This window comes from Streptomyces sp. NPDC001728 (assembly GCF_040297565.1).
In the GTDB taxonomy this organism is placed as follows: Bacteria; Actinomycetota; Actinomycetes; order Streptomycetales; family Streptomycetaceae; genus Streptomyces.
This window is the reverse complement of record NZ_JBEOZK010000017.1, coordinates 90,217-107,202: the sequence shown is the minus strand read 5'-3', so window position 1 is coordinate 107,202 and position 16,986 is coordinate 90,217. Positions and strand designations below refer to the sequence as shown.

Annotated in this window: 15 protein-coding genes and 3 pseudogenes; 11 read left to right on the top strand and 7 right to left on the bottom strand. The window is 73.9% G+C overall.

Annotated features, from left to right (window positions below; genetic code table 11):
* Positions 1-438: 438 nt before the first annotated feature.
* Positions 439-2,298: an ABC transporter ATP-binding protein gene (locus ABT154_RS24140; RefSeq protein ID WP_502969574.1), complete on the bottom strand. Its 1,860-nt coding sequence runs from the start codon at positions 2,296-2,298 to the stop codon at positions 439-441.
* 301 nt (positions 2,299-2,599) lie between these two features.
* Here ABT154_RS24140 and ABT154_RS24135 point away from each other — a divergent pair, with 301 nt between their 5' ends.
* From ABT154_RS24135 to ABT154_RS24115, 5 genes are all read left to right on the top strand, one after another.
* Positions 2,600-2,998: a hypothetical protein gene (locus ABT154_RS24135; protein ID WP_351858914.1), complete on the top strand. Its 399-nt coding sequence runs from the start codon at positions 2,600-2,602 to the stop codon at positions 2,996-2,998.
* Positions 2,995-4,848: a GMC family oxidoreductase gene (locus ABT154_RS24130; protein ID WP_351858912.1), complete on the top strand. Its 1,854-nt coding sequence runs from the start codon at positions 2,995-2,997 to the stop codon at positions 4,846-4,848. Before ABT154_RS24135 ends, ABT154_RS24130 begins: the two co-directional genes overlap by 4 nt.
* On the top strand, positions 4,845-5,714 hold the full coding sequence (locus tag ABT154_RS24125) for a hypothetical protein (RefSeq protein ID WP_351858910.1): 870 nt from the start codon (positions 4,845-4,847) through the stop codon (positions 5,712-5,714). Before ABT154_RS24130 ends, ABT154_RS24125 begins: the two co-directional genes overlap by 4 nt.
* A 193-nt stretch (positions 5,715-5,907) precedes the next feature.
* Positions 5,908-7,179, top strand: coding sequence for a molybdopterin-dependent oxidoreductase (locus ABT154_RS24120; RefSeq protein WP_351858991.1), 1,272 nt, complete (start codon positions 5,908-5,910; stop codon positions 7,177-7,179).
* Positions 7,176-7,718: a hypothetical protein gene (locus ABT154_RS24115; RefSeq protein ID WP_351858908.1), complete on the top strand. Its 543-nt coding sequence runs from the start codon at positions 7,176-7,178 to the stop codon at positions 7,716-7,718. Before ABT154_RS24120 ends, ABT154_RS24115 begins: the two co-directional genes overlap by 4 nt.
* On the opposite strand, the gene ABT154_RS24110 is transcribed toward ABT154_RS24115, so the two are convergent.
* Positions 7,612-8,241 carry a TetR/AcrR family transcriptional regulator gene (locus ABT154_RS24110; protein WP_351858906.1) on the bottom strand — a complete coding sequence of 210 codons (630 nt, stop codon included), beginning with the start codon at positions 8,239-8,241 and terminating at the stop codon, positions 7,612-7,614. The genes ABT154_RS24115 and ABT154_RS24110 overlap by 107 nt on opposite strands.
* A gap of 186 nt (positions 8,242-8,427) precedes the next feature.
* Here ABT154_RS24110 and ABT154_RS24105 point away from each other — a divergent pair, with 186 nt between their 5' ends.
* A complete protein-coding gene (locus ABT154_RS24105) occupies positions 8,428-8,871 on the top strand; it encodes a hypothetical protein (protein ID WP_351858904.1) in 444 nt (147 codons plus the stop codon).
* Here the strand turns inward: ABT154_RS24105 and ABT154_RS24100 are convergent.
* A complete protein-coding gene (locus tag ABT154_RS24100; RefSeq protein WP_351858903.1) occupies positions 8,834-10,318 on the bottom strand; it encodes a glycosyltransferase 87 family protein in 1,485 nt (494 codons plus the stop codon). The two genes, ABT154_RS24105 and ABT154_RS24100, sit on opposite strands and share 38 nt — an antisense overlap.
* Before the next feature lie 113 nt (positions 10,319-10,431).
* Between ABT154_RS24100 and ABT154_RS24095 the strand changes: the two are divergent.
* Positions 10,432-11,575, top strand: a pseudogene (locus ABT154_RS24095) (molybdopterin-dependent oxidoreductase).
* Positions 11,572-12,111: a hypothetical protein gene (locus ABT154_RS24090; RefSeq protein WP_351858901.1), complete on the top strand. Its 540-nt coding sequence runs from the start codon at positions 11,572-11,574 to the stop codon at positions 12,109-12,111. The pseudogene ABT154_RS24095 and the gene ABT154_RS24090 overlap by 4 nt, the downstream one beginning before the upstream one ends.
* A 72-nt stretch (positions 12,112-12,183) precedes the next feature.
* Here ABT154_RS24090 and ABT154_RS24085 read toward each other — a convergent pair whose 3' ends face one another.
* The 3 genes from ABT154_RS24085 to ABT154_RS24075 all read right to left on the bottom strand — a co-directional run bounded on the left by ABT154_RS24085 (position 12,184) and on the right by ABT154_RS24075 (position 14,290).
* Positions 12,184-12,840: a class I SAM-dependent methyltransferase gene (locus ABT154_RS24085; protein ID WP_351858899.1), complete on the bottom strand. Its 657-nt coding sequence runs from the start codon at positions 12,838-12,840 to the stop codon at positions 12,184-12,186.
* The gene (locus ABT154_RS24080; RefSeq protein ID WP_351858989.1) at positions 12,837-13,457 is read right to left on the bottom strand and encodes a TIGR04282 family arsenosugar biosynthesis glycosyltransferase; all 621 of its coding nucleotides are present in this window, start codon (positions 13,455-13,457) and stop codon (positions 12,837-12,839) included. Before ABT154_RS24080 ends, ABT154_RS24085 begins: the two co-directional genes overlap by 4 nt.
* A gap of 116 nt (positions 13,458-13,573) precedes the next feature.
* On the bottom strand, positions 13,574-14,290 hold the full coding sequence (locus tag ABT154_RS24075; RefSeq protein WP_351858898.1) for a glycosyltransferase family 2 protein: 717 nt from the start codon (positions 14,288-14,290) through the stop codon (positions 13,574-13,576).
* A 124-nt stretch (positions 14,291-14,414) separates the two neighbouring features.
* Between ABT154_RS24075 and ABT154_RS24070 the strand changes: the two are divergent.
* Both ABT154_RS24070 and ABT154_RS24065 read left to right on the top strand, forming a co-directional pair.
* A pseudogene (locus tag ABT154_RS24070) lies at positions 14,415-14,654 on the top strand (hypothetical protein); the annotation flags it as partial.
* Positions 14,609-14,779, top strand: a pseudogene (locus ABT154_RS24065) (ATP-binding protein); the annotation flags it as partial. The pseudogenes ABT154_RS24070 and ABT154_RS24065, both read left to right, overlap by 46 nt.
* Positions 14,780-14,830: 51 nt before the next feature.
* Here the strand turns inward: ABT154_RS24065 and ABT154_RS24060 are convergent.
* Positions 14,831-15,853: an NAD-dependent epimerase/dehydratase family protein gene (locus ABT154_RS24060; RefSeq protein ID WP_351858896.1), complete on the bottom strand. Its 1,023-nt coding sequence runs from the start codon at positions 15,851-15,853 to the stop codon at positions 14,831-14,833.
* A gap of 262 nt (positions 15,854-16,115) precedes the next feature.
* Between ABT154_RS24060 and ABT154_RS24055 the strand changes: the two genes are divergently transcribed.
* Positions 16,116-16,913 (top strand): VOC family protein, encoded by a 798-nt coding sequence (locus tag ABT154_RS24055; protein WP_351858894.1) that lies wholly within the window; start codon positions 16,116-16,118, stop codon positions 16,911-16,913.
* The last annotated feature ends 73 nt before the right edge of the window (positions 16,914-16,986 follow it).

The window sequence follows — 16,986 nt, the reverse complement described above, 5'->3', positions numbered from 1 at the left end:
CGGGGGGCCGAGCGTCGGTTCCCCGTCCTCACCGAACTCGTCGGCAGACTGGCCTCGGGCAACCTGCTGGACGCGGGTACCCGACTGGCCGCTCAGGCGTTCCTGGCCGCCGTCCCGCTGTTGTTCGCCCTGGCCGCGTTCGCACCGCACGGCGCCGCGCTCACGTTCGCGTTCACGATCGGAGCCGTACTGGCGCGGGAGCCGACTCTGAGCCGCTATTCGGGGACGGGGACGGGGACGGGGACGGGGACGGGGACGGGGACGGGGACGGAGGCAGAGGCGGGTCCGGGGCAGGGGCAGGGGGCGGGGACGGACGTGGGCGCGGGTACGGGTACGAGGGCGGAGGCGGGTCCGGGACCGGGGTCGGGTACGGGCTCGGGACCGGGGCCGTAGTGGGGGTCCGTCGGGCGGCTGCCCGACGGACCCGGGCCCTTTCGGTCAGCGCACGTCCGCGCCGGCCGGGGTGTCGTCCGTGGTCATGTCGTCGAGGAAGCCGCCCGACTGGTGCTGCCACAGCTTCGCGTACGAGCCCTCGGCGTCGAGCAGCTCCTGATGCGTGCCCTGTTCGACGATCCGGCCCCGGTCGAGGACGACCAGCCGGTCCATCGAGGCCACCGTGCTCAGCCGGTGGGCCACCACGAGCGCCGTCCGGCCGTCCATCAGCCGCCACAGCGCGTCCTGTACGAGGATCTCGCTCTCGGAGTCCAGCGCGCTGGTCGCCTCGTCGAGCAGCAGGATCGGCGCGTCCCGCAGGATCGCCCGTGCGAGGGCGACCCGCTGGCGCTGCCCGCCGGACAGCTTCACCCCGCGCTCGCCCACCATGGTGTCGAAGCCGTCGGGGAGCGCGTCGGCGAACTCGGTCACGTGGGCCGCCTCGGCCGCCCGGCGCACCTCGGACTCGGTGGCGTCCGGCCGGGCGAACGCGATGTTCTCCCGCAGCGTCCGGTGGAACATCACCGGGTCCTGGGGTACGTAGGCGATCAGACCGCGCAGATCGGTCTGCCGCAGCTTGCTGATGTCCTGCCCGCCGATCAGGATGCGGCCGCCGTCGACGTCCGTCATCCGCAGCAACAGCCGGCTGAGCGTCGTCTTGCCGCCGCCCGACCGGCCGACGAGACCGATCCTGGCCCCGCTCGGTACGTCCAGGTCGAGGCCGTCGAAGAGCGGGTTCCCGCCGCCGTGCCCGAAGGTCACGCCCTCGAAGCGGACGTCCGCCCCCTTGCCGAGGTGCGGTTCCGGCGACACCGGGTCGAGCACGGTGGGCGGATCGATCAGCAGCTCGGTGAACTGCGCGGCCTCCGTCATCGAGCTCTCCAGACGCCGGTAGATCTGGTTGAACTCGAACATGATCCGGGTGGCGTTGGCGTAATAGGTGAAGGCCACGATGACCACCTCCACCCCGTGGTCGGCCGCGCCGAGGCCGAGGGCCAGGACGAGACCGAGCACATTGGTCAGCACGGACATCGGGGCGACCAGTGTGTCGATCCTCAGATTGCCGTAGTCCCACGAACGCAGGGTGAGGCGGCGTGATTCCGCGACCCGGGAGCGGTGCTCGGCGGCCTCTCGCTCCTCGGCGGCGAAGGCGCGCACCGTGTCCATGTTCATCAGGCTGTCGGCGACGTGCCCCGAGACCCGGGCGATGGCCTTCTCGCGCTGGGCCACCAGCCGCTGACGGCGACGGATCAGGGGTGCCACCAGCACCCCCGTGAACGCGATCAGGGTGAGCAGCCCGGCCACGAGCAGCGGGTCGTACTGCCAGAGCACCACCGATGCGAACAGCAGCGGCACGAAGCTGCCCATGACGGAGAACGTCAGCGTGTCGACGACGTCCTCGAACCGGGAGGCGAAGCTCAGGACCCGCTTGGTCAGCGAGCCGGCGAAGTTGTCGTGGAAGAAGGCGGCGTCCTTGGCGAAGAGCTCGTCCATCCCGATCACGTACAGGTTCTCGATGCCGCGCGCGTCCAGACGGTTCAGACAGTGCAGACCGACCCGCCACAGCGCCTCGGAAAGGAGCAGGACGCCGGCGAAGGCGAGGACGTACGGCAGCATCGGGCCGATCGACGAGGAGGCGCCGCCGCCGGCGATCCGGCCGACGAGCTTGGCGACGATCAGCGGGGCGATGTAGTTGATGCCGATGTTGCCGAGCGCCGGCAGCAGCAGGGCCGGGGCGGTCAGCAGGCGGAGCCGGACCAGTTCCCGTCCGTAGCAGCGGAGGGCGAGGGCCACCGCGCCCTTGTTCGGCAACCCCTCGGGTTTGTCCGGTGGTTCGGATGATTCAGCTGATTCTGGTGATTCCATGCCCAACCCTGTGTTGTCGGACCGTCAGGTGAAGACGGAGTCTCCCGCGTGCGGCGCCGCGCGGTCCAAGTGTTTTCGGGCGCGAAGGGCTGGAATCCCGGTCGTTCCCTGGCTCACCGGCGGGAAGTCGCCAAATGTGCCCGAACGGGTTTGCGGAAGGGGGCACCACACGTTCGGGTGGAGTGGCCGAGCAACCGTGGTCGGCGTCCCCCGTCACCTGTTTCCATGGTCGTTCAGAAGCCGACGGGGGGAGGCTGACGTGCCTGGACCGGTGCGACAGAGCGGGACGAAGGACGCGTTCGTGACGCTGTCCGTGGAGTTGACGGGCTTCGACACGAGCGAGATATGGGCCACCGGGATGGTGGACGACTACCGGGACGTCCTCCGGACGCACGCGGGAGCCGAGGGATACGCGCGGCTCGTCGCGGCGGCGGCCGAAGGGGCGTTCGCGGGGGAGTGTCCGGGCGGTCGCGTCCCACCCGACGTGGCAGAGCTGGCCGAAGCGCTCACCTGTCTCTGGTACACGGGTGTGTGGTCGGGCCTCGACGGCGAAGCCGCCTTCCTGGTTTCCGCGCGGGCGTACGCCGAAGGGCTCGTGTGGCGGACCTTCGGCGGTGTGGCGCCCGGCGCGGCGCCCCGGGGTTTCGGGAGCTGGGCGGAGAAACCGGCCGAGGCCGCCGGGGCGGGGGTGTTCCGATGACACCTTCCGGAGAGGTCCGCTCGCACTACGACGTGATCGTCGTCGGCGGCGGCTTCGCGGGCACTCTCGTGGCCCACCGCCTCGGGGCGGCCGGCCGGCGCGTACTGGTCCTTGAGGCCGGGGCGAGCGCACGCGACGCCGAGCGGGGTCACGCCGAGGCAGTGGAGACCTACCTCGCCGCGACGGCGAAGGTGCCGGGTTCGCCCTATGTGCCGCACCCCGCCGCCGCCTGGCCGGAGGTCACCGACCTCGCTGCCGGGGCGGGCGGCGACGGCCATCTGATCCAGCGCGGCCCGTTGCCGTACTCCAGCACGTACATCAGGGTGAACGGCGGTACGGGGAACGTCTGGACGGGGCTGACACCCCGGATGCACCCGGAGGACTTCCGCACCGACCTCTTCGGCTACGGCCGCGGCTGGCCGCTGGGCTACGGGGACCTGGAACCGTACTACCGGGCCGCGGAGCGGGAGATCGGCGTGGCGGCGGACGTCGCCGAGCAGCGCGACCACGTCGGCCTGCCCTTCCCCGACGAGTACGTCTTCCCGATGCACCCGCTGCCGCCGAGCCACCTCGACACGGTGATGGCGGGCCGCCTCGACGGCCGGTCGGTGACGGACCCGGTGGCCGGGGAGCGGGTCTCGTTACGGGTGGTGGGGACACCGCACGGCCGCAACGGCGTCGCGAACACCGCCTACGCGGGAGGCGCGGGCCCAAGTGGTGAGCACCGGCGCTGCGAAGGGCATGCCAGCTGCATCCCCGTCTGCCCCGCGCGGGCCAAGTACACCCCGCTGCGCACCCAGGCGCGCTGGGGTCCGTCGGTGACGCTCGTCGACCGTGCCGTCGCGAGCCGGGTGCTGGTCGACGGCGCCGGGCGCGCCACGGGCGTCGAGTACCTCTCGTACGCGCGGGGCACCACCCGCCACCGCGCGCACGCGGACGTCGTGGTGCTCGCCGCCCACGCCGTCGAGAACGCCAGACTGCTGCTGCTCTCCGGCCTCGCCAACCGCAGCGGGCAGGTCGGCCGCAACCTGATGGACCATCCGGTGCTGCTGACCTGGGGGCTGATGCCCGAGCAGATCGGCCCGTACCGGGGCCCGGGCTCCACCTCCGGCATCGAGGGGTTCCGCTTCGGTCCCTCGCGCGCGCGGCACGCCCCGTTCCGCGTCGAGATCGGCAACTGGGGGTGGGTCTGGGCGACGGGAGGCACCGGTGCGGACGTGGCGGACCTGGTGCGCGGCGGAGGCGCGGACGGTGGCCGGCTGTTCGGGACGGCGCTGCGGGCGGCCCTGCGCGACCGCGTGGGGCGCCAGTTCGCGCTGCAATTCGAGATCGAGCAGGAGGCGGACCCCGCCAACCGCGTGACTCTCGATCCGGAGCGCCGCGACGCGCTGGGGCTGCCGCGCCCCGTCGTGTCGTACGACCTCTCCGACCACGTCAAGGAGGGCTTCGTGGCCGCGAAGGAGGTGTCCGACCAGCTCTTCGCGCTGTTGGGCGCGGAGGACCACAGCGACCACACCCCGGACCCCGGCCGGCCCGGGACCTTCACCCATCGGGGCCGGTCGTACGCCTTCCGGGGCGCGGGCCACGCCGGAGGCACCCACCTCATGGGGGACAGCCCCGCCACCTCGGTCGTCGACCACTGGCAGCGCTGCTGGGACCATCCCGGGCTCTACGCGGTCGGCTGCGGCAGCATGCCCTCGCTCGCCACGTCCAACCCCACCCTGACCATGGCCGCCTTGGCCCTGCGCACCGCCGAACGCATCGAGACCGACCTGACCGCGCGCCACGCGCCCGCCGTCCTGACGGACACCGTCCCGCCCGCCGCCGACCCCTCCGGAGCCGCCTCATGACCCCGCTTCCCCTGCCGCCCGTGGCAGCGCCGTACCAACTGCCCTTCCACTACGGCGCCCTGCACAACATCGGCCTGGACTTCCTGATCGACCCCGAACCGGCCCGCGAGCTCCTCGCCAAGCACCATCCCGCCCTGAGCGCCGCCGACTTCGGCGGCCGGGCCCTGCTCTCGGTCAACTTCCAGCTGTACTTCGCCCAGTACCGGTCCGGTGCCGGGGTCACCCAGGAGGTCGAGGTCAACATCGTCGCCTTCCCGGCCGCCGCCGCCGAGCGGCTGCCCGAGGTGTCCTACGCCGAGTACGCCCAGGGCCACGACCAGACCAAGCTGCTCGGCATCGCCCGTATCCACGTGCTGTGCGACAACCCGCTCGCCATCGACGCCGGCCGCCGCCTCTTCGCCGAACCCAAGTACCCCGCCTGGTTCGAGGCGACGATGCCGTCCCTCAACGGACCCGAGGCCGAGGACTGGCAGGTGACCTGCCGGAGCGCCGAACTCACCCCGCAGGGCGAACTCCGGCGCGGCACCACCGCGCTCTTCTCCCTGGAAGCCGACCTCACGTCCCTCCAGGGCAGGCCCGTGAACAACACACCCATCACGGGGTACGGCACCGACGAGGCGGGGCGGGCACTGGCGGGTCCCATGAGCGTCTACGCCCCCTACACCTGGCACTCCCTCGCCGCCGGAGCACCCGCCGGAGCACCCGACCGGGCCTTGGACCGAGCCCGGCTGACCGTCCTCGACCCCGGCGCCGACGTCGGCCGAGACCTGGAGCGGCTGCTCGGCGGCGCCCCGGCCGCGGGTGCGTGGAGCTATCAGTCGCCACCCGTCGCCGCACACAACCGGCCGTACTACCTGGGTGGCTGACGGGCCGTGTGGCGTGTCACGGGGGCCTTCGGCGTTCGGGTGCGGCATGTTCTCCTCGGCGGGGGGCATTCGATGAGGCCGGTATGTGCGGAGGTTTCCCGTGGACGCGAGCGACGACGGCGGGCGCGAGGAGGCGGGAGATCCGACATCGTCCGAGGACGGGCGGGCGGGTCCGCGACGGTGGCGCACCGTCCTGGAGTCCGTCGTGCCGACGGGCCCTCCGCCCGGTCCTTCGCGGCCGGAGTTCTGGCGGAGCCCGCTGCGGGGGCCCTGGCTGACTGCCGTGTTCGGACTGGTCCTGCTCGTCGGCGTGACGGTCCTGTTCGTGACGGGACTCCTGTCGTACGCCGCGTACAACCCGGATCTCGCGGCGGTCAACGACCAGACGCCCGACAAGGGGTGGCTCGGCTTCTACCTCTTCTCCTGGCCGACCTCGCCGTACTGGCTGTACCGGCTCACGCAGGGCGTGCACGTCGTCCTGGGCGTCGTGCTGGTGCCCGTACTCCTGGCCAAGCTGTGGTCCGTCATCCCGAAGCTGTTCGCGTGGCCGCCGGTGCGGTCGCCGGGCCACGCGCTCGAACGGCTGTCGCTGCTGCTCCTGGTCGGCGGGGCCGGCTTCGAGTTCGTCACCGGCATCCTCAACATCCAGCTGCACTACATCTTCCCGGGCTCCTTCTACGTCCTGCACTTCTACGGTGCCTGGGTGTTCATCGGCGCGTTCGTGGTGCATGTGACGCTGAGGCTGCCGCGCGCGCTCCGGGCCGTGCGGGCCGGGCGCGCGGCGCGGCCCGCCGCCGGGAGCGAGGAGGCGGCCGGGCTGGTGTCGCCCCGGCCGGCCGCGCCGACCATCTCCCGGCGGGGCGCGGTCGGTCTGGTGGGCCTGGGGTCCCTGGCGCTGTTCGCGGTGACGGCCGGGCAGAGCGTGGGGGGCTGGTGGCGCAGGACCGCGCTGTTCGCCCCGCACGGCGGCCGGGAACCAGGATCGGGGCCGAACGGCTTCCAGATCAACAAGACCGCGGGCTCGGTGGGCATCCGGGCGAGCGACGTCGGTCCGGCGTGGCGGCTCACCGTGCGCGGCGCGGGGCGGCAGGCCGTCCTGACCCGGGAAGCGCTGCTGGCCATGCCGCAGCACGAGGCGGCGCTGCCGATCGCCTGCGTGGAGGGGTGGTCCACCCCGGACCAGCTGTGGAGCGGGGTACGGCTGGTGGACCTCGCCGCCCTCGTCGGCCTCGACGGCGATCCGCCGGACGTACGGGTGGAGTCGGCCCAGCGCGGGGGCCCGTTCAGCGTGGCCGCCCTGCGCGACAACCAGGTGCGGGACCGCCGCTCGCTGCTCGCCGTGCGGGTCAACGGCGCCGACCTCTCCGACGACCACGGCTACCCGGCCCGGGTCATCGTCCCCGGCGCCCCCGGAGTCCTCAACACCAAGTGGGTCACCCGCCTCACCTTCGGGGAGCGGCCGTGAGCGGAATCCGCCGGAGGGAGGAGGACACACCGCTGCACCTGCTGCTGGTGCTGGCCTCCTTCGCGCTGGCCGCCTACGCGGGGGTACGCCTACTGAAGGGCGACACGCTGGGGGTGACCCTCTGGTTCGTCGGCGCCGCCCTCCTGCACGACCTGGTCCTGCTGCCGCTCTACGCGGTGACCGACCGTGCCGTACAGCTGCTGTTCCCGCCCCGGGGAGACGGGGGCAGCAGGGTGCGAGGGGAGCGGGGCGGGGGCTCGCGAACGGCGGGGTTCGGCGTCAACCATGTGCGTGTGCCGGCCTTCCTCTCGGGTCTGATGCTGCTCGTCTGGTGGCCGCTCGTCTTCCGTCAGGTCGGCCACTACACGGCGGCGACGGGGCTCCCGGCGGACGTGTTCCTGGGGAGATGGCTGCTCTTCACGGCGGCCCTGTTCATCGCCTCGGCGGCGGTCCTGCTGATTCCCCGGATTCCACGGCCCCGGCTCCCCCGGCTCCGACGGCCCCGATTCCGTCGACCAGGGCGTCGAGCCCGCGCTTGATGCGGTCCACGTCCCAGCCCCGGTCCGTGCGCTGGAAGTCGAACAGGCCGGGTGCGTACGCCATGAGGAGCAGATCGGCCAGATAGGCGGCGTCCGCGTCCGGCGCGAGTTCCGCGACCATCCCGACGACCTGTTCGTGGTGCCTGCGGAACGGGGCACTGCGATAGCGCCCGGCCGGGACGCTCGCCTCCGCCAGGAGCAGCAGCTCGCGGTTCTCCTCGACGAGGTCGGCCATGCCGTGCAGAAAGGCCCGCAGCCGCTCGCGGGCCGACGGCGCCCCGTCCTCCGCCTGGCGGGCGAACTCCTCCTGGAAGCGGCTCTCGTTGTCCTCGATGAGCGCGTAGACGAGCCCGGCCCTGTTGTGGAAGCGGCGGTAGACCGTGCCGACGCCCACCCCGGCGTCCTTCGCCACGGCGTCCAGGGAGAGCGCGGTGAAGCCGTCGTCCGCGAGCCGGCGCCGGGCGGCGTCGAGGATGCGGAGGCGATTGCGGGCGGCGTCGGCGCGTTCGGTGGGGGCGGTCATGCGGAGCAGCGTAGCGGACGTAACGGAGGAGTCTCCGGTTACGCCTTGAAAATCGGAGAGTCCTCCGCCTATGGTGGCGGCAGGCCAACCGGAGGGTTCTCCGTTTGTTGGCCGGAGCCTCCCGAGCGCACCGCGATCGCACAGCAACCGCACCGCACCGGCACCGCACCCAAGGAGATCCACGCCATGACCGTCGCCGCCACCACCACCTCCGACGCGACCCCGCTCCTCAACGGTCAGCTGATCGGCATCACCTACCACGCCATCGCCGCGGTGCGGGACCGGATCCTCGCCGTCACCGGGCTGACCTTCCCTCAGTCCGTCGCGCTCAAGGCCGTCGTGGACGGCCTCGACCGCTCCGATGCCGTCGACCGTCTGGCCGCGACGCTCAAGATCACCGGGTCGGAGGCCGGCGGCCTGCTCGCCGCACTCGCCGACGCCGGGCTGATCGACGGCGCCCGAACCACCCCCACGGAGAAGGGGGAGACGCTGCACCGGGGCTTCACGGACGAGGTGGCCGGGCTTACCGAGCGGCTCTACGGCGACCTTCCGGCCGCCGACCGGGAGATCGCCGCCCGCGCCCTCGCCCACGTCACGGCGAGGGCGAACGCTGAACTCGCCACCCGGTAGGCGAGGTCTGCCACCACCGGGCCGCCGGGCCCAGCAGCACCACGAGCGCCGCGATGCCGTACGCGGTCGCGCTCAGCGCCGACTGGTAGCCGTACTCGGGCCCCAGGACGTACACCGCCTCGCCCGCGAGCGCGACACCCAGCCACTCCCGCCGCCCGTCCAGCGCGACGAGAGCCACCAGGAGCAGCGCGTACCAGGAGTAGCCGGGCGTGAGGAGCACGAAGGCCCAGCCGGTGACCAGGAGCGCCCCGCTCCACGGGCGCCGCGGATCGCCGCGCCACATCACCGACAGGGACACCGCGGCCATCACGGCGAGCAGCACCGGGAACGCCCAGCTGTCGGGCAGGACCAGCCGGAGCAGGGCGTAGCGGGAACCGGCCGAGGGGTCGTCGTAGCCCTCCTCGTCCACGTATCCGCCGAGGTAGCCGAAGACGGAGTCGTGCGAGAGGAGGACGTAGGGGACGTACGCGAGTCCGGTGAAGACCACGGCCGGCAGCAGGACGGCGGCGGCGTCGCGCACCCGGCGCACCCCGGACAGCGCACCGGGCAGGACGACCGCGGGCATCAGCTTGGTGGCGACGGCGGCACCGAGGACGAGGCCGCCGGCGAGGCGACGGGTGCCGTGCGGCGCTCCGAGGGGTACGCCACCGTCGCGTCGTACGGCTCCGGCGCCTCGACGGCCGTTCGTACGGCCGGCGGCGACGAGTCCGAGCCCGAGCACGGCGAGCAGCGCCCCGAGTACGTCCACGTGCGCGTTGTTCACGGCCTCGATCGGCACCACCGGGCACCACGCCCAGGCCGCGGCCCGGCGTGGGTCCGTCCCCCGGCGGCGCAGGATCAGCAGCAGCGCCCAGGTCGCGGCGAGCGCGACCAGCCCGGCGGCGATCTGGAGCGGCTTGTGCCGGGCTCCCTCCGGGGACAGCCGGTCGACGGCCGCGAAGTACACCTCGGCGACGGGCGGGTAGATCGTGTGCACCGAGGGCCGGTTGATCCTCGTGCAGTGCGGTCCTGGACCGGTGGAGGGGATCGCGACCAGGTTTCGGCCCGCGCAGGCGGCCCCCGTGGGGAACAGCCACGCGTCGCGCAGCCCGCTCAGCTCCGGATCCCTCGGGGCGTGGTCGTACGGGGAGACGCCGGCCGACTGGACGCGGCCGTCCCAGGCGTATCGGTACGAGTCCGTGCTCGTCCGGGGTGGCGCAACGAGCCCCGTCACCGTCACGGCGACCGCCCCGGCCACGAGCAGCGGCACGACGTGCGCGGCCGGAACCCGCCTCAGCCCCAGCAGGGCGACGACGAACAGGGCCCAGCAGACCGCGTACCGGCCGAACAGCCCGGAAGGATCGCTGACATGACCGTCGTACCGGACGGTGACGACGAGGGCGGCGGCGAGGGCGGCGAGGGCGAGGGCGGTGAGGACCGTGGCGGTGCGGCCGGTGTGCTGGTTCACCTCGGCAGCGTTCCAGGAACGGGCCCCGCACCACGGACCCCGGAGCCGCATGTCCGCATTCCGTAAGGTGTTCCACCCGCCCGCGCGGGTGCTTGCGGGGGTGTCATGGGCTCATGCGCCCCGCCCCGCCCCACGGACCGCCGATCACCTTCAAGGCCCGGCTCCACGACGCCCGCACCGCGACCGCGATCGGCCGGTGGCTCGGACTCGCCATCGCCGTCTGCTTCGTGACCGGTGTGATCGGCCACTGCCTCCAGCACCCGCCCGGCCGGCTCGCCGACTGGTTGCCCGAGCCGTCCCTCCTGGGGGTACCGGTTCACCCAGGGCCTCCACGTGGCCTCCGGCACGGCCGCGATCCCGCTGCTCCTGGCCAAGTTGTGGGCGGTCTACCCCCGGTTGTTCGCGTGGCCGCCGGTACGGTCGGTCCGGCACGCGGCCGAACGCCTCTCGGTCGCCGTGCTCGTCGCCGCCGGGATCCTCGAACCGACCACCGGACTCCTCAACACCTTCCAGTGGTACCCCTGGCCGTTCTCCTTCGTCCCCGTGCACTACGCCGTCGCCTGGCTCCTGCTGGGCGCCCTCCTCCTCCACATCGCTGTCCAATGGCCCCGGATCCGCGACCACTTGACCCGCCGCTCACCCGGCACCCAGACCCTCCCGGCCGCCGACGACCCCGACCGCCGCCGGTTCCTCGCGGCCGTCGCGGCGGGCGTCGGCGCCGTCACGCTCACCACGGTCGGCCAGTCCGTCACGGCGCTCGGCCCGCTGAACCTGTTCGCCCCGCACAGCCCCGCCCCCGGCGCCCGGGGTCTTCCCGTGAACCGCACGGCGGCGGCGGCCCGCGTCACCGGGGCGATGCTCACCGACTGGCGGCTGGTCGTCGCCGGACCACGCCCGTACACCCTCACCCTGGAGGAACTGCGCGCCCTGCCGCAGCACGAGGAGACGCTGCCGCTCGCGTGCGTCGAGGGCTGGAGCAGGTCGGCCCGCTGGACGGGAGTACGGGTGCGGGACCTGCTCGACCTGGCCGGAGCGGGCCCTGACACGCGCTGCCGGGTGGTGTCGCTCGAAGCGTCCGGCGCGTACCGGGTCACGGAACTGGGCCGCCGGTACGCCCGGGACCCGCTCACCCTGCTGGCCCTCCGCCTCGACGGCGAGGTGCTCTCCCTGGACCACGGCTACCCGGCGCGGATCATCGCCCCGAACCGGCCGGGCGTGCTCCAGACCAAGTGGGTCGGCCGGCTGGAGGTCTCGTGAAGACGAGCCGCTACGTGGTGGGGGCGGCCGGGATCGCCCTGATGGCCTTCGGCGGCGCACTGCTGGGGGAGCAGCCCCGGCCCTGGTCGACCGCGCTGTGGCTCGCGGCGGGAGTCCTCGTGCACGACGGGCTGATCGCACCGCTGGTGCTGGCCGTCGCCGCCGCCGTGGGAGTGGTGGCCGGACGGCCCCCGCGCGGTGTGGCGCGAGCGGCACTGATCGTGGCCGGTTCCGTGACGGTGGTCGCCCTGCCGGGCCTCCTGAGCCCCGGTGGCGTGGCGAACCCGACCGTGCCGCCGCTGGACTACTCCCGGAACTGGCTCCTGGCGATGGCGGCCGTCGCGGTGACGACGACGGGGTACGCGGGGGCGCGGGCGGGGGCGCGCTGGGCGCGCCGGTCCGGGGTGGGCGGGCGCGGGGTTGGGCGGTTCAGGTGGTTCGGGCGGTCCAGGACGGCAGCGGGCCGGTCCGGGCGGGTCGCGTCGGGCTCGCGTCGGTCCGGGCGGTCCGGGTCGGGTGGTGGGCGGCGGAGATGAAAGGCCGGCGGAGCCGAGAGGGCGGCGGGGCGGGAGCCGGTCGACCGGCGGTCCCGCCTCCCCGCCCGGCCCTCAGCGCCGCAGGCCCACGAAGGCGCGGCCCGCCGCATGCCAGGTCAGGGATCGGGGCCAGCCCGCCTCGGCGGCCCCGGCGCACAGCGCCCGGGCCCCGAGCCGCGCCCACCGGAAGGGCGCGCCCCGGCCGCCGCGCCCGTCGTCCACGTGGACGTCGACGCGTTCGTCGACATCCTCCGCGGCCACCTCGACCAGCAGAGAACCGTCCGGCGCCGCGAGCCGCGTCGCACGGCGGAGGAGCGCGGCCGGGTCGCCCCCGATGCCGATGTTCCCGTCGATGAGCAGCACGGTGCCCCAACGGCCCTCACGGGGCAGCGGGTCGAACACCGAGCGGCACAGGGCGCTGCCCCCGGCCCGTACCGTACGGTCCACCGCTTCCGGGGTGATGTCCACGCCCAGCGCCCGGTGCCCCCGGGCGGCGAGCGCGGCGACCAGCCGGCCCGGTCCGCAGCCGACGTCCAGGACCGGCCCCGTACAGCGGTCCAGGACGGTGACGTCCGCCGCGTCGGGTTCGCCGCACCACCGCTCGACCTCCAGCGGCAGCAACCAGCCGTCGTCCCGCCGCAGATAGAGCGGCCCCCGGCCGGTGCGGAGCGCCGCCGTGTACGGATCGGCCCGCCAGGCGACGGCGGGCTCGGCCAGCTGGACGGTCACCGCGCCACCGCGCACATGCCGTCGTACAGGGCGGCGAAGCGGGTGTCCGGTGAGGCGGCGGCGACCCGCGCCGCGTCGGCCGGCTCGTCCACGTCGCACAGCTCGGGCAGATCCCGTACGGCGCGCCCGGACGCGGTGAGCCGGCGGCGCTGTTCCCGCCCGGTGTGGCCCACGGACATGGGGACGCCGAGGAGCAGTTCCGGGTCGGGCTCAGCCAGTCCGAGCGCCCAGAATCCGCCGTCGTCGGCGGGGCCGAACCAGGCGTCGGCCCCGCCGAAGTCGAGCCCCCGGGCGAGGAGACCGGGGGTGACCTGCGGGGTGTCCATGCCGATGAGCAGGGCCGGTCCCTCGGCCTGCGCGAAGGCGGCGGCGAGCCGGACGTCGAGTCCGCCCGCGCACTGCGGGACGACCTCGATGCCCTCGGGCACCCAGGGCCCAGGCAGCCCTTCGAGGACCAGCACACGGCGTGCGGCCGGGGTGGCGAGCACGGCCGCGAGGGTGTCCTCAAGGGCCGCGCGGGCCAGCTCGGCGGCCTGCTCCGGCGCGAATCGCGGGGTGAGGCGCGTCTTGACCCGACCGGCGACGGGCGCCTTGGCGATGACGAGGAGCGTGCCCACGGGAGCGGTGCTGACGGGGACGGTGCTGACAGGGACGGTGCTGACGGGGGCGGTGCTGATGCGAGCGGCGGTCATGGGGGCGGTGCCCCTGGGGACGGTGCTGACGGCGAAGGTGCTCATACGGTGACCTCCCCGGCGGCGAGGGAGCGTGCCACCGGCGGCTCGGCCAGCACCCGGCGCATGTCCCTCACGGCGTGCCAGGTGCCCCGCCAGGTGCCGGTGACCTTGGACTTCCCCGAGCGCGGCAGATAGGGCACGTCCGTCTCGGCGACCCGCCAGCCCTCGTCCGCGGCCCGGACGACCATCTGGAGCGGGTAGCCGCTGCGTCGGTCCGTCAGACCGAGGCCGAGCAGGGCCTCACGCCGTGCCACCCGCATCGGGCCGAGGTCGTGGAGTCGTACGCCGGTGCGGCGGCGCAGCATGTGCGCGAGGGCGACGTTCCCTGCGCGGGCGTGCGCCGGCCACGCGCCGCGGCCCCGCGGGCGGCGGCGGCCGAGGAGCAGGTCGGCCTCGCCCGCCTCGACGCGCGCGGCCATCGGGGCGAGCAGCCCGGGGTCCATGGAGGCGTCGCAGTCGCAGAAGCAGACCAGGTCGGCGCGGGCCGCGAGCAGCCCGGCGTGGCAGGCCGCGCCGAAACCGCGCCGGCTCTCGTGGACGACGGTCGCGCCGAGTTCGCGGGCGATCTCGGCGGAGCCGTCCGTCGAACCGTTGTCGACGACGATGGCGCGCCACCCGGCGGGCACCCGCGCCAGCACCCAGGGGAGTGCCTCGGCCTCGTCGAGGCACGGCAGTACGAGGTCCGCGCGGGGCGGTGCGCAAGCAGAGGAAGTCACCCTCCACACCGTAGGAATCCGGAACCGGGAAATGGGGCTCCGAGACCTTACGAAACGCGGACGCCCTCCGGGCGGGTGGCAGAGTCCGCGGCAGGTGGGCCCGGACGGGTGACACTCTGGGGCCATGGCAGTGAGCGATGCGGAGTGCGGACGCCAGGGGTACGACCACGGGAGCGGAAGCGGTACGGGCGGCGCTCACGCGACCGGCGCCCCGGCGCGGGTGCTGGTGGTCGACGACGATCCGACCGTCTCGGAGGTCGTGGCCGGTTACCTGGACCGCGCCGGGTTCGGCGTACGGCTCGCGGCCGACGGTCCGGCCGCGGGTTCGACACGGGCTGGCGGGGGACCGAGGCCCGTACCCCTCCTTCGGGCGCGGGCTTCGGCCTGGCGATCGTCCGGGGCATCGTCGAGGCCCACGCGGGCCGGGCCGACGTGCGCAACGTCCCGGGAGGCTGCCGCTCCGAGCTGACCCTGCCCGCCACGACCTGACCGGGGGTGCGGCACGCCGCAGCCCCGGTCCCGTTCGGCCAGGGGCGGGGCCTACGGCCGTCCGGCCAGTGCGGCGGTGGACGGATGGGCCCCTTCGCCCGCGAGTTCGGCCATCCCGTCGGCGAACGTGACCTCCGGACGCCAGCCCAGCTCCCCGCGCAGCCGTGTCGAGTCGGCGGTGATGTGCCGGACGTCGCCGAGCCGGTACTCGCCCGTGACGACCGGTTCCGGACCGCCGTACGCGTCGGCCAGCGCGCTCGCCATGTCGCCGACGGTCCGGGGGTCACCGCTGCCGACGTTGTACGCGGCGAAGTCCGCCGTCCCGGACAGGGTGTCGAGCGCGACCGCGTTGGCCCCGGCCACGTCCCGGACGTGCACGAAGTCCCGGCGCTGGCCGCCGTCCTCGAAGACGCGGGGGGCCTCGCCGCGCGCGAGCGAGGAACGGAAGAGGGCGGCGACCCCCGCGTACGGGGTGTCGCGGGGCATCCCGGGGCCGTAGACGTTGTGGTAGCGCAGCGAGATCACACGTCCGCCGGTGGCCCGGGACCACGAGGACGCGAGGTGCTCCTGGGCGACCTTGGTGGTGGCGTAGACGTTCCGGGGGTCCATCGGAGCGTCCTCCCCGACCAGTCCGGGGGCGAGGGGGGCGCCGCAGTCCGGGCAGCGGGGCTCGAACCGGCCCGAGGCGAGATCCTCCTCGGCTCGCGGGCCCGGCCGTACGGTGCCGTGCGCGGGGCACGTGTACCGCCCCTCGCCGTAGACGACCATCGACCCGGCGAGCACGAGACGCCGCACGCCCGCCGCCGTCATCTCGGCCAGCAGTACGGCGGTGCCGAGCTCGTTGGCCGACACATAGGCGGGGGCGTCGCCGAATTCCTTGCCGAGGCCGACCTTGGCGGCCTGGTGGCACACGGCGTCGACCCCGGTGAGGGCCGTCCGTACGGCCTCGGGATCACGCACGTCCCGTCCGTCCCCGGCCAGGTCGAAGACGACCGGCTCGTGTCCGCGGGAGGCCAGTGCGGCGACGATCTGCGAGCCGATGAAGCCCGCGCCTCCAGTCACAAGTACACGCATCCCACGAAGCTATGCCGCCCGCCCTCCGAAGACCGGTCCGCCGTACCGCACGTCACGGATCCGTAAGAACGTCCCATTCCCCGGGACCGCCGCGTCGAAGAGGTCCGGACCGCGATGACCAGTGCTTTCGCCGCGGGTCGGTACCGGGTCGGCCCCAGCGGGGTTCCTTCCCGACCCGGTCCGTGCGGGTCTGCCGACGGGCGGGTCTCCGGGTGCGGTGCCAGGCTGAGGGTCCATCCCCGGAGACGTGAAAGGCATCGCCATGATCACCACCGACTTCGTGCCCGGCTCCCCCTGCTGGCTGGATCTCGGCGCCCCCGACGTTCCGGCCGCAGCGGCCTTCTACGGCGCCGTGCTCGGCTGGGAGTACGAGTCCATGGGGGAGAGCGAGGACATGGAGGGAGGGATGTTCAGGAAGGACGGGAAGACCGTCGGCGGGCTCGGCAGGCTCACCGAGGACGGCGCCCGTTCCGCCTGGATGATCTACTACAGCGTCGCCGACGCGGACGCCACCACCCGGGCGGTGGAGGAGGCGGGCGGCACGGTCCGGGTCGCCCCCACGGACCTCGACGAGTGGGGCCGGATGGCCCAGTACAGCGACCCGCTCGGCGGTCAGTTCGCCGTCTGGCAGCCCGGCACGAACAAGGGCGTCGACCTGGTGGACGCGCCGGGCTCCCTGTCCTGGACCGAGCTGTACACGACCGACGCCGCCGCGGCGAAGACGTTCTACGGCAGCGTCTTCGGCTGGCGGTTCGGCGAGATGGAAATGCCGGGCGGCGGGGGCACGTACACCCTCATCACCCCCGCCGGACTCCCCGACGAGCGCATGCACGGCGGCCTCATGCAGCTCTCCGAGGCCGACCTCGCCCTCGCGCACGGCAAGCCCTACTGGCACCCCGTCTTCGCCGTCGCCGACTGCGACGAGGCGGTCGCCAGGGTCACCGCGAACGGCGGCAACGTGCAGATGGGCCCGGCGGACGTGGAAGGCGTCGGCCGGCTCGCCGTCTGCCTCGACCCCTCGAACGCCGACTTCGTCGTCCTCACCCCGCCCGCCGGCTGAGGCCCGCCCGCCGGCTGAGGCCCGCCCGGTCCTCCTCCGGTACGGGACTGCCGCCCGCCGCCGCAGCGGCGGG